The organism is Dactylosporangium sp. CA-139114 (assembly GCF_050955725.1).
Lineage (GTDB): Bacteria > Actinomycetota > Actinomycetes > Mycobacteriales > Micromonosporaceae > Dactylosporangium.
Genome location: NZ_CP192080.1, coordinates 5,310,778 through 5,322,575, shown reverse-complemented (window position 1 = coordinate 5,322,575; position 11,798 = coordinate 5,310,778). Strand labels below are relative to the sequence as shown.

At 72.9% G+C, this 11,798-nt stretch carries 8 protein-coding genes and 1 pseudogene; 2 read left to right on the top strand and 7 right to left on the bottom strand.

Going from position 1 to position 11,798, the window contains the following annotated elements; genetic code table 11:
* Positions 1-320 precede the first annotated feature (320 nt).
* Complete coding sequence (locus tag ACQP2P_RS23390; RefSeq protein WP_433604044.1) at positions 321-2,198, bottom strand: ricin-type beta-trefoil lectin domain protein; 1,878 nt, start codon at positions 2,196-2,198, stop codon at positions 321-323.
* 71 nt (positions 2,199-2,269) lie between these two features.
* Positions 2,270-2,560 carry a hypothetical protein gene (locus tag ACQP2P_RS23385; protein ID WP_433604043.1) on the bottom strand — a complete coding sequence of 97 codons (291 nt, stop codon included), beginning with the start codon at positions 2,558-2,560 and terminating at the stop codon, positions 2,270-2,272.
* Positions 2,561-3,162: 602 nt separating this feature from the next.
* Between ACQP2P_RS23385 and ACQP2P_RS23380 the strand changes: the two genes are divergently transcribed.
* Positions 3,163-4,776: a methyl-accepting chemotaxis protein gene (locus ACQP2P_RS23380; RefSeq protein ID WP_433604042.1), complete on the top strand. Its 1,614-nt coding sequence runs from the start codon at positions 3,163-3,165 to the stop codon at positions 4,774-4,776.
* Positions 4,777-4,989: 213 nt separating this feature from the next.
* Here the strand turns inward: ACQP2P_RS23380 and ACQP2P_RS23375 are convergent.
* A pseudogene (locus tag ACQP2P_RS23375) lies at positions 4,990-5,412 on the bottom strand (hypothetical protein); the annotation flags it as partial.
* Between ACQP2P_RS23375 and ACQP2P_RS23370 the strand changes: the two are divergent.
* Positions 5,381-7,315, top strand: coding sequence for an elongation factor G (locus tag ACQP2P_RS23370; RefSeq protein ID WP_433604041.1), 1,935 nt, complete (start codon positions 5,381-5,383; stop codon positions 7,313-7,315). The pseudogene ACQP2P_RS23375 and the gene ACQP2P_RS23370 overlap by 32 nt on opposite strands.
* 104 nt (positions 7,316-7,419) lie before the next feature.
* Here ACQP2P_RS23370 and ACQP2P_RS23365 read toward each other — a convergent pair whose 3' ends face one another.
* From ACQP2P_RS23365 to phzG, 4 genes are all read right to left on the bottom strand, one after another.
* Positions 7,420-7,635: a hypothetical protein gene (locus ACQP2P_RS23365; RefSeq protein WP_433604040.1), complete on the bottom strand. Its 216-nt coding sequence runs from the start codon at positions 7,633-7,635 to the stop codon at positions 7,420-7,422.
* Between the two features lie 10 nt (positions 7,636-7,645).
* Positions 7,646-8,458, bottom strand: a complete 813-nt coding sequence (locus tag ACQP2P_RS23360) for an SAM-dependent methyltransferase (protein WP_433604039.1) — start codon at positions 8,456-8,458, stop codon at positions 7,646-7,648.
* Positions 8,459-8,587: 129 nt separating this feature from the next.
* Entirely contained in the window at positions 8,588-11,002 is a 2,415-nt protein-coding gene (locus tag ACQP2P_RS23355; RefSeq protein ID WP_433604038.1) for a SpoIIE family protein phosphatase, read from the bottom strand.
* A 78-nt stretch (positions 11,003-11,080) separates the two neighbouring features.
* Positions 11,081-11,686, bottom strand: coding sequence for a phenazine biosynthesis FMN-dependent oxidase PhzG (gene phzG / locus ACQP2P_RS23350; RefSeq protein WP_433604037.1), 606 nt, complete (start codon positions 11,684-11,686; stop codon positions 11,081-11,083).
* Positions 11,687-11,798: the final 112 nt, after the last annotated feature.

Sequence of the window (11,798 nt, the reverse complement as noted above, 5' to 3'; positions counted from 1 at the left end):
TCTGGCCGTTCGTCGAATCCGGGAAGCACACTCAAAAATGGCGCGAAAGGGCCGGCCAAAGCGATTGGCGAGTGTGTTTGGAAGGCAATCCGGCGTCGCACGGACGACCGACGATGCGGCGATTACGCGAACCGATCGTAACCGACGCAATGCTTGGCATGACACCTTGGAGCGACAGACGACGAGGGTGGGATTAGCACAACGGGACAATCACCCGGAACCCGAGGTTTACCGGGTGGCACATGCTACGAGTCATCACCCCGGCGCAGCACCAGCATCGACAGCGCCTCGGCGCCGACGCCGAGGCGCTGCCGAGGTGCTTACGGCAGGGTCCACTGCTGGTTGGCCGCCCCGGTGCAGGACCAGATCTGCAGCTGGGTCCCGTCCGCGGAGCTCGGCCCGGTCGCGTCGAGGCACTTGCCGAGCGCGACGAGGCTGCCGTTCGCCCCGGCCGACCACTGCTGCGCGGCCGTGCCGTTGCAGTCGTACAGCTGCACCTTCGTCCCGTTCGCCGAGCTCGCCGCGGCCACGTCCAGGCACTTGCCGAGCGCGCGCACGGTGCCGTCCGTGCCGATCGTCCACTGCTGGGCGCCGGTCCCGTTGCAGGTGTAGAGCTGGATCTTCGCACCGTTCGCCGAGCTCGCCCCGGCGACGTCGACGCACTTGCCGCCGTACCCGGTGATCTGCCCGGTCCGGGTGGTCGGGGTGCCGCTGTCGGCGCCCGCCCACAGGTAGGTGCCGACGGTCTTCGCGGGCAGGGTGCTCGCGACCTGCTGGGCGCCGACGCGCAGGGTGAACGCCTGGCTGCCCGCGGTCTGGTTGACCACGACGGTGACCAGGGTGCCGTCGGGGTTGCGGAACGCCACGTCGGTCACGCCGCCGGTGGAGCCGTAGCCGGTCGACACCCGCTGGGCGCCGGGCCGCACGAACTTCGAGAACTGGGCGACCATGTTGTAGTCGGGCAGCGCCCAGAACGTGTCGCGGTTCGTGGTGCTCTGCACGAGCATCGTCGGGTCGGGCGAGCCGGACCAGCGCTCGGGCGAGCGGTTCTGGTCGAGCATGCTGACCCAGCCCTCGTACAGGGTGGCGGAGTTGCGGAAGTACTGCACGATCCGGTCGGCGCCCGCGGTACCCCAGACGGAACGCTCGGTCATGAGCACGTCCTTGTCCGGGTAGCTCGCCTTGACCGTGGCCATCGCCGAGGGGTCGCCGGCGTAGTCGTGGAAGGCGATGCCGTCCACCGAGCCGTAGGCGTCGCTGTGCGCGGAGGCGCTGCCGAGGACCCCGGCCGCATACGAGACGCCCTCGCTGAAGTTGTGGTCGAAGGCCCAGATCTTGACGGTACCGAGGGAGGCCGACGACAGCTCCGTGCGCAGCGCCTTCGCCAGCTGCCGCTCCTGGTCCGCGCTCACGAGCATGCCCGGATAGTCGGCCGGCGAGAACAGCGGCTCGTTCTGCAGCGTGAGCGCGTAGATCGGGATGCCCTGCGCGGCGTACGCCTGGACCGCCCGCCGGTAGTAGGTGGCGAGCGTCGGGATGGCGGTGCTGTTGAGGCTGCCGCCGATGATGGCGTTGCTGGTCTTCATCCACGGCGGCGCCGACCACGCGCTCGCGAAGATCTTGAGGTTCGGGTTGATCGCGAGGGCCTGCTTGAGCGTGGCGATGATGTTGGAGTCGATGTCGCGCTGGATGGAGAACCGCGACAGCGACGGGTCGGCGGCCCCGTCGTCGTAGGTGTAGAAGTCGTGCGAGGTGAAGTCGCTGGTGCCGAAGGTGATGCGGGCGACGTTGAAGCCGGCGCCGGTGGCGGGGTCGACGAGCGCGCGCAGCGCCTTGTCGCGGCCGGTCGCGCTCATGCGCGACAGGTTGTAGATGGTCGACTCCTCGAGGGAGGAGCCGACACCCAGGATGCTCTGGTACCGCGTGTTCGTGTCGGCGGTGATGGTGGCGCTCCCGGTCGCGGCGGTGATCGGGAGGTCGCTCTGGCGGGACAGCTGATACGGGGTGCCGGCGAGGCCGGTGGCGGGGCTGGTGTACCAGTTGCCGTTCTTCGGCTCGTAGCCCGCGGTGCGGGACTCGGAGCTCCAGTAGACCTGCACGCTGGTGGCCGCGGCGGATGCGGGCACCTGGGCGTAGGTGAGCACGGCGGCCGCGGTGGCCGCCACGAGCAGTGCAGACAGTGGCCGGGTTGGGACCATGTGCACGCCTCCTTAACTTCAAGACTTGTATTAAGCCCCGGTCAAATAAGACTGTCAATGTTCCTAACAGATCACGCGCCCGGCCCGAAGCCGAAGTTCGTCTTGATGCCGCAGCGCCGGCTCGCGTGCTCGCGGGTGCCGCCGCTGGTCGACACCTGCGCCAGCTCCGGCACGTCCCGGCGCGCGGCGAGCATCCGCAGCAGGAAGGAGGTCTCGCCGAGCGTCGGCTCGCCGAGCGCGAACCGCGGGTGTCTCGCGGCGTCCACGATGCCGGCCGACACCCCCTGCCGGGCCAGGATCGCCGCCACCGTACTGCCGCCGATGCCACTGCCGAGCACCATCACTGCAACGTGCGTGGTCATACCAGCCCCCTCAGAGCATGAGCCGTCCCGCACGGCCCCGGTGGAAGATGAGCGGCTCGCCGGATCCCAGCCGCAGCTCGTCGACCTCGGCCACGACCAGCCAGTGGTCGCGCCGTCGTGCTCGGCCCGCACCACGCAGCCGATCCAGGCAATGGCCTCGGGCAGCTCCGGGCGCCCCTCGCGACCGGCGCGCACCGCCGGAGGCATCGCCCGGGTCCGCGACGCCTACAAGATCTTCGGGCCGCGCACCGTCCCGGTCCAGGACGGCGAGGTCAGCGTCAAGCAGGACGCCGCCGAACTCGGTATCCCCGCCGACCGCCGTCTACAACTGGCTGCGCGTCGGGCAGGGACCCCGCCCGGCGCGGCCCGGGCGGACGCTGGTGCATCTCCCCTGGGACCCCGCCACTCGGGATCTACCGGCAGAAGGTCGCCGGTTCCTTGCGGCTCCACCAGGTCCCGCCGGATCCCATGGCGGGCTGATCGCTCGGCGCGGCTGCTGCATCCACAATCTCCGGAACGGTTAAGAACGGCGCCCGGCGTGCCGAAATGGGCGGTGAACGGGCGGCTCCGCATTGCCCGCCTGAGATACCGGAGGGGCTGCGGTGCGGCAAGTGGTGCCTGTTTCGACGGCGCGGTTGCGGTTGACCATCGCCCGCAAGATCATCTTCTTGACAGTGATGTCCATGGTGATGCTCGCCGTGCTCGGTGTCAACGCGGCCTCCGCAGCCTCCCAGCTGCGTCAGCTGGCCACCCAACAGGCCGCATTGGGCACGGCAAACGCAACCCTGACCGACCTGGACCAGCAGCAGTCGAACCAGACGATCGCCCTCTACCGGTCCCTGCTGGCCGACACCGCCGCGGAACAAGCCATAGCCGTGAAGCTGCAGCAAGCTGCCGTCGATGCGGCCAGCACCGACATGGCCCGGATCGCCGCCTTGGACCTGCCAACGGCAGCGAAAGCCCAGTTGGCCGAGTTGTTCAGGAGCTACCAGCAGTACCTGGACGCGCAGAAGACGGCGTTCGCCGCTGCTGACGCCGCCGATGCGGCCAGCGCCGCCGGCAAGAAGGTCATCACTGACGATGACGCCCGAAGCGCGGAGCTTCAGCAGAAGATCAGTGACATGCGCAGCGAACTCGATGCGCTGGTTAAGCAAGCCGGCACGGCCACGGAGAGCAAGGCCCGGTCGGTGCTGATCACCGTGATCGTGGTCCTGCTGGTCGCCGTCGGGGTGCTCGCCACGATCGGGTATGTGCTGGTCCGCGGCGTGCGGCGGTCGTTGTCCGGGCTGCGCGACCGGATGAGCGAGATCGCCGATGGCGACGGCGACCTGACCGCCCGGCTCGACGACACCGCCGCCGACGAGACCGGTGAGGTCGCCCGCGCCGCGAACCGGTTCATCGCCCGCGTGCAGGATCTGGTGCGGCAGATGGCCGGCGCCGCCGAAACCCTGGACACCTCCGTGCAATCGCTGACCACCATGACGAACCAGATGGCCGGCGCCGCCACCGGCACCAGCAACCAAGCCGCCGGAGTATCGAACGCGGCCGACGACGTCTCCCGCAACGTGTCGGCGATGTCGGCCGGCAGCGAACAGATGGGCGCCTCGATCAGGGAAATCTCGGTCAACGCCGCCGAAGCCGCCTCGGTCGCCGGCAACGCGGTCGGCATCGCCGCGACCGCCCGGCAGACCGTCAGCGAACTGGTCACCGCCAGCGCCGAAATCGACGCCGTGGTCAAACTGATCACCGCGATCGCCGAGCAGACCAACCTGCTCGCATTGAACGCCACTATCGAGGCCGCCCGCGCTGGCGAGGCCGGCAAAGGATTCGCGGTCGTCGCCTCCGAGGTCAAAGACCTCGCCCAGGAGACCGCCAAAGCCACCGACGACATCACCGGCCGGGTCGCCGCGATCCAGACCGGGACCACCGCCGCGGTCGACGCCATCTCCACCATCGGCGACATCGTCGGCCGGATCAGCGACTTCTCCACCACCATCGCCTCCGCCGTCGAGGAACAAACCGCAACCACCAGCGAGATGTACCGCAGCGTCAGCGAAGCCGCCGACAACGCCAGCCAGATCGCCGCCAACATCACCGGCGTGGCCGGCAGCGCGGCCAGCATCTCCGACGCCGCGGGACACGCCGCCCAGACCACCCACACCGTCGCCGGAGTCGTCACCGACCTCAAAACCGCCGTCGGCCGGTTCCGCTACTGAGCCCCATCCGGGGACACGGCACATGTCCGCCACCCGCCGCACCGAACTGACCGACCGGCGGGGGTACGACACGACGGCGGGCCGGCGCGCGACGCAGCGCATGAGCACCGCCACGGCGTCGGCGACGCTGACTTTCAGCGGCGTGGCCGGCCCCTTGGCCATCTTCGTGTCGACGAAGCCGAACCGCGCCGCGGTCACCGCCACCCCGCGCGGGCGCAGCGCCTGGCCGAGGCCGAGCAGGTTGGAGGTCAGGCCGGCCTTCGACGCCGCGTACCCGCGCGCGGCCGGCGAGATGAGCACGTCGGAGAGGCTGGACAGGCCGATGAGGTGGCCGGTGCCGCGCGCCAGGAGTCCGCACGGGATATCCGCTTGCCCCGCGGCGCTAGGGTTGACGTAGTCAGCTTCGAGTGTGGAGGGAGACCGCCGTGCAGTACCGCACCGTTGTCGTCGTCCCCCGCGCACTGCACGAGGTGATCCGCGTGTCTTCGTCGCTCCTGGTGCCCGCTCGCGCGGCGGCACCGGGTCGTCCCGCCCTGGGCTGAAACCGCCCGGCGGGGCGCAATCGCGCTGTCTGAGTCCACGAGACGAGCCCAGAGGGGCAACAGTGCGCAACGAACTGCGACGCGTCCGCAACATCGGCATCCTGGCCCACGTGGACGCGGGGAAGACCACGACCACCGAACGGATCCTCTTCGCCACCGGCGCGACGTACAAGCAGGGCGAGGTCCACGACGGCACCACCGTCACCGACTTCGACCAGCAGGAGCGCAACCGCGGCATCACCATCTTCGCGGCCGCCGTGAGCGTCGACTGGGACGGTCACCGGATCAACCTCATCGACACGCCCGGCCACGTCGACTTCGCCGACGAGGTCGAGCGGTCGCTGCGCGTGCTCGACGGCGCGGTCGCCGTCTTCGACGGCGTCGCCGGCGTGGAGCCGCAGAGCGAGTCGGTGTGGCGGCAGGCGGACCGCTACGGCGTGCCGAGGATCGCGTTCGTGAACAAGCTCGACCGGGCGGGTGCCGACCTCGGGGCCGCGGTCGCCTCGATCCGCGACCGGCTCGGGGTCACGCCGCTGGTGGTGCAGGCCCCGATCGGTGCCGAGGGAGGCTTCGCGGGCGTCGCCGACCTGACGGGCCCCTCGGGCCTGCCGCAGCGGGCCCAGCTGGTCGAGCAGGTCGCCGAGCTGCACGCGGGGGCGCTGGAGGAGTACGTCGAGACCGGCGACCTGAGCCCGGACACGCTGCGCCGGGCGCTGCGCGAGATCACCCTCGCCGGCGCCGGGGTCGTGGTGCTGTGCGGCTCCGCGTACCGGGACAAGGGCATCACCGAGCTGCTCGACGCGGTGGTCGCGTACCTGCCCTCGCCGCTGGACACCGCGGCCCCGGCCGATCCCGGGGCGCCGTTCGCGGCGCTGGTGTTCAAGGTGCACGCGGCGACGACCGGGCGGTACGCGTACGCCCGCGTCTACGCCGGCACCCTGCCCAAGGGCACCGACGTGCTGCTGTCCACCGCGGGGCGGCACGAGCGCGTCTCGCGCGTCCTGCACGTCCAGGCGGACCGGTACACCGACGTCGACCGGGCGGTCGCGGGCGACATCGTCGCGCTCGTCGGGCTGAAGCACGCCCGCGTGGGCGAGACGCTGTGCGACCCGGCGCACCCGGTGGTCCTCGAGCCGCCGAGCCGGGCCGCACCCGTCGTCTCGGTCGCGGTCGAGGCCCGCAGCCGCGCCGACACCGGCCGGCTGGCGACCGCGCTGGCCCGGCTGGTCGAGGAGGACCCGTCGCTGGTCGTGCGGGTCGACGCCGAGACCGGCCAGACGCTGCTCAGCGGGCTGGGCGAGCTGCACCTGGAGGTGGCGGTGGAGAAGATGCGCCTGGCGAACCACGGGCTGCCGATCGCGGTCGGTCGGCCCCAGGTCGCCTACCGCGAGACGCTGGTGCGGGGCGTGACCGGGTTCTACCACCGCCTGGTCAAGCAGGACGGCGGCGCGGGCCTCTACGCCCACGTGGCCATCGACGTGTCCCCCGTGGACGGTGAGGAGTTCGTGTTCGAGTCCACTGTGGTCGGTGGGCACGTGGCGAAGGAGTACGTGCGGGCGGTCGAGGCCGGCTGCCGCGACGCGCTCGCGGCCGGCCCGGTCGCGGGCTACCCGGTCACGGGCGTCAAGGTCACGCTCACCGACGGCCGGATGCACGACCACGACTCCAGCGACCTGGCCTTCCGGCTCGCCGGCCGGGAGGCGCTGCGGCTCGCCCTGCGCGAGTCGCAGATGGTGCTGCTGGAGCCGGTGGCCGAGGTGACGGTGACGGTGCCCGAGGACATGGTCGGCGGCGTGCTCGGCGACCTGCTGGCCCGGCGGGGCCAGGTCGGCGGCACGGCCGTCCGGGGCGCGACGGTCGTGGTGACGGCGACGGTGCCGCTGGCCGAGCTGTTCGGCTACGCCACGCGGCTGCGCAGCCGGACCCAGGGCCGGGGCGTGTTCACCACGCGCCCCGCCGGTTACGCGCCCGCGCCCTCGGGTGTGTCCGTGCGGTGACCGTGCGGGCCACGGGCGTCTCTCACGCACGACCGTCGACGGTCGACGGGAGGCGCCCGTGCTGCTCGCCGGGCGGCGCCACGCCGAGCTGCGCGGCTGAACCGTCAGCCGCGCCCGACGGCGTTGCGGGGCAGGTGGATCTTGCCCTCCGAGTCGACCTTCTCGTCGAACGGCATGGCCGGGTCGTCGGCCTCGCCGCCGAGGCTCGGGACCGTCACGCCCCGCGCCGAGCCGTTGGCCTTGTCCTCTTCGTCGATGCGGGACGCCCCGTCGCCTCCCGGCGTGCCGGTCGTGCCCATCGTGGCGTGCTCATCCTTCATGGGGTATCGGTTACCCAGTCGTCCTGCGCCCAACCGCACCCCAGACGGCCACCTCGTCGAAGGTCGGCCGCGGCCCGGGCTCGCCCTCGGCGCGCCACTCGGCCACCGACACGATCCCGGGCTCCAGCAGGTCGAGGCCCTCGAGGAACCGCGCGAACTCGGCCCGGTCGCGCAGCTTGCCCGGCCCGTGCCGGCCCGCCTGGATCTGCGCCGCCAGCTCGGGGGCGAGCCCGTCGGTCGTGGCGTGCGACATGACCAGGAAGCTCCCGGGCGCGAGCGCGCCGAGCAGCCGCTCGACGATCCCGTAGGGCTCGTCGGTGTCGGGCAGGAAGTGCACGACCGCCACGAGGATGAGCGCCACGGGCCGGCTCAGGTCGATGGTGGCCTTGAGCGCGGGGTCGCCGAGGATCCGCTCGGGGTCGCGCAGGTCGGCGTCGACGTAGGCGGTCGCCCCCTCCGGCGCGCTGGTCAGCAGGGCCCGCGCGTGGGCGAGCACGATCGGGTCGTTGTCGACGTAGACGACCCGCGCGTCGGCCGCGACGCCCTGCGCGACCTCGTGCACGTTCGGGCTGGTCGGGATGCCGGTGCCGATGTCGAGGAACTGCCGGATGCCGTGCTCGGCGGCGAGCACCCGCACGACCCGCCGCATGAACGCCCGGTTCTCGACCACGGCCGTGCGGATCGCCGGGAACGCCGCGGCGATCGCGTCACCGGACTCCCGGTCGGCGGCGAAGTTGTCCTTGCCGCCGAGCCAGTAGTCGTACCGCCGCGCGGGATGCGCCACGGTGGTGTCCACCCGCTCGATCCACTCCGAACCCGCCACCGCAGTCTCCGTCCGTGTCGACCCCGTGCGGCACGAATGATAGTCCTGTGACGCCGGCCGATGTCCGCGGCGCACGCACGCGGGCGGCCCGGCTACGCACAGTACTCGTCGCGGGCGCAGGAGCAGTCCTCACCGGCCGTGGCGCGCGACCTCGAACCAGACCTCCTTGCCGCCGGCCGGGATCGACGAGGTGCCCCAGGCCGCCGCGACCGACGCGACGATGAGCAGCCCGCGCCCGTTCTCGCTGTCGGCGCCGGCCGGGCGCGGGCTGGGCAGCCGCTCGCTGCGGTCGGCGACGGTGACCCGCAGCCGCTCGGCGCCGAGCTCGAGGCGGACCAGGACGGCCCCGACGGTGTGCTGGATGGCGTTGGTGATGACCTCGTCGAGCAGGAGCAGGGTGTCGTCGGCGATGCGGCGCTCGCCCCACGCGGTGAGCACGTCGGCGGCGAAGCGCCGGGCGGCCGAGGCGCTGACGGCGTCGCCGCGGAAGCGCCGCTGAGCCGCCGGCGGCCGTTCGGCCTCCGGGCGCGGGTCCACGGCCAGGCAGACCACGGCGACGTCGTCGGTGCGCGGGCGCGGGCCGACGCCGGAGGTCAGGACGTGGTCGAGCATCGCGCCCGGGTCGTCCGAGGGGGCGCAGCCGACGGCGCTGCGCAGGTCGGCGAGGCCGTCGTCGATGTCGTAGCGCCGGTCCTCGACCAGCCCGTCGGTGTAGAGCAGCAGGTTGGCCCCGCCGGGCACCAGGAACGTCGTCTCGCTGAACACGACCGTGGCGCTGACGCCCAGCGGCGGCCCGGAGCGCAGCGCCAGGATGCGGGCCTCGCCGCCGGCCCGCATGACGGGTGGCGGATGGCCGGCCAGCACGGCGGTCGCGGTCCCCTCGCCCAGGTGCAGCTCGAGGTAGCAGCAGGTGGCGACGGCGTCGGGCTGCAGGTCCAGCAGCAGCCGGTTGACCCGCTGCATGACCACGGACGGGCTGTGCCGCTCGGCCGCGTACGCCCGCAGCGCGTTGCGGACCTGGCCCATGACCGCGGCGGCGGTGGCGTTGTGCCCGACGACGTCGCCGATGACGACCGCGACCACGTCGTGGCCGAGCGGGATTACGTCGTACCAGTCGCCGCCCACGTCGGCGCCGTGGGTCCACGGGAGGTACCGCGCGGCGTGCCGCAGCCCCGGCACCTGCGGCAGCTCCGCGGGCAGCAGGGCCCGCTGCAGCTCCCCGGCGATGGACAGCTGCGCCTCGAACAGCAGCGCCCGCTGCATCGCCTGCGCGCACACGCCGGCGAACGCGGCGAGGTTGGCCCGCTCCCCCTCGTCGAACTCGCGCGGGCTGCCGTAGCCGACGACCAGGGTGCCGAGCACGTCGCCGGCCGCGGCCAGGGGCAGGAACGCCCACGCCTGCCGCCCGCCGCTGGGGATCGGGGCCGCGTCGCCGGACTGGGCCGCGACGAACTCGTCCAGGCTGCTCAGGTAGCGAGCCTGCCCGGTGCGCGCGACCTCGGTCGCCGGATACGGATGCCGCAGCGGTACCGCCCGCAGACGCGCCACCACCTGCGGCTCGTAGCCGGCGTGGTACTGCAGCGCCAGGTGGTCGTCGCGGCGCAGCAGCACCGCCAGCCCCTGTCCGCCGGCCGAGGGCCGCAGCACGGCGCCGATCGCCGCGTACACGTCCGCGGCCGTGCTCGCGGCGACGAGCGCCGCGGTGACCGCCTGCAGCGCGGCGTTGCGCCCGGCGGCCCGGCGGGCCGCGGCCATGCTCTGCTCGAGCCGCTCCTGCTGCCCGACGAGCGTGCTGACGTCACGGAACGAGACCGCCACGCCGTCGGCCCCGGCGGGCGCGGCGCTGAGCTGCCAAACCTGGCCGAGATCGTCGTAGCGCAGCTGCGCCTGCCACGGCCGGCCCGTCTCGGCGACCTCGCGCCAGCGGTCGAGCAGGTCCCGGGCGGGCCCGGCGGGCGGGACGAGCTCGCTCCAGTGCCGCCCGATCGTCTCCTGCACCGAGCGGCCGGTCAGCGCGGCGCCGGGCCGGTTGACGTACTCGCACACGAAGTCGCGCACCGCCCCGGACTCGTCGCGCACGGCGCGCAGGAGCGCGAACCCGTCGAAGGCGGCGTCGAGCACCTCGTACAGCCGCGTCCCGCCCGCGGACTGCGGCCCCAGCGTGACCGTCCGCAGATCCACGAACCGGGCGGCGATCCCGTCGCCGCTGGGCCCGACCCACAGCTCGAAGTGCCCGGCGACGGTGGGGCGGTCGTGGTACACGGTGCGGGCGACGGGCTCGCGGGACTCGACGACCTTGCGGTACAGCAGGATCGTGCTGTCGTTGACGGTGTCGCCCCACAGGTCCCGCAACCGCCGGCCGACGAGCTGCGCGCGGGGCCGCCCGAGGTACCGCGCCCCGGCGTCGTTGAGGTGCACGAGCTCGAAATCCACGATGTCCCCGCCGCCGTCGCGCACCGCGCGGGCGAACGCCCACCCCTGCGGATCGGCTTCGAGCATCGCGAGCACGTCGGCGGAGGGCAGCACGTCCGTCCCGTCGACCATGCGCCCATCATGGCGAACCCGCCGCGCGGAAGCCAGCCACGCCCCGGCGCGAGGCGGTGGCCCGTGGTGCCCGGACCGTCAGGGCTGGAGGCGCACCGAGGTCCAGCCCGCCGGGGTCCGGTCGTAGCGCAGCCGGCGGTGCAGCCGGTCGGCGCTGTCGTGCCAGAACTCGACGGCCGCGGGCTCGATGCGGTAGCCGTCCCAGGTGTCCGGCCGGGCGGCCGGGCCGGCCGCGCCCAGCTCGGCGGCCCGGGCCCGCAGCGCCGCCTCGTCGAGCATCGGCTCGCTCTGGCGGGAGGCGGCCGCCATCGCCCGCGCGAGCGGCGCCCGCTCGGCGAAGAGCGCGTCGGCCTCGGCGGCGGGCAGCCGGTGGACCGGGCCGGCGACGTGGACCTGCTGGAGGGTCTCGCGCCAGAAGAACGTCGCCGCGGCGTACGGGCGGACGGCCAGGTCGCGGCCCTTGCGGCTCACGGTGTGCGTGCCGAACACGAGCCCGTCGTCGCGGATGTGCTGCACGAGCACCGTGCGGCTGGAGGGCGTGCCGTGGGCGTCGGCGGTGGCCAGGGCGACCGCGTTCGCCAGCCCGGCCCCCCGCTCGACGGCCGCGCCGAGCCAGGCCCGCAGCAGCGCGACGGGGTCGTCCGGCGGGTCCTCGAACTCGGGGAGCTCCAGGTCGGTGGGCACGCCTTCACGGTACCGTTCGCCGGGTTCGGCGCGCCCCGCCGGGCGGGTGACGGTAGGCTGGTCTGCGACTCAGACTTGATTGATTCCAGAAATCGTGGGAAGAAGAAGCGAC

Excerpts from the sequence above, each read along its gene's own strand:
- ACQP2P_RS23390 (WP_433604044.1), bottom strand. The coding sequence starts at position 2,198 with ATGGTCCCAACCCGGCCACTGTCTGCACTGCTCGTGGCGGCCACCGCG.
- ACQP2P_RS23385 (WP_433604043.1), bottom strand. The coding sequence starts at position 2,560 with ATGACCACGCACGTTGCAGTGATGGTGCTCGGCAGTGGCATCGGCGGC.
- ACQP2P_RS23365 (WP_433604040.1), bottom strand. The coding sequence starts at position 7,635 with ATGAAGGATGAGCACGCCACGATGGGCACGACCGGCACGCCGGGAGGC.
- ACQP2P_RS23355 (WP_433604038.1), bottom strand. The coding sequence starts at position 11,002 with ATGGTCGACGGGACGGACGTGCTGCCCTCCGCCGACGTGCTCGCGATG.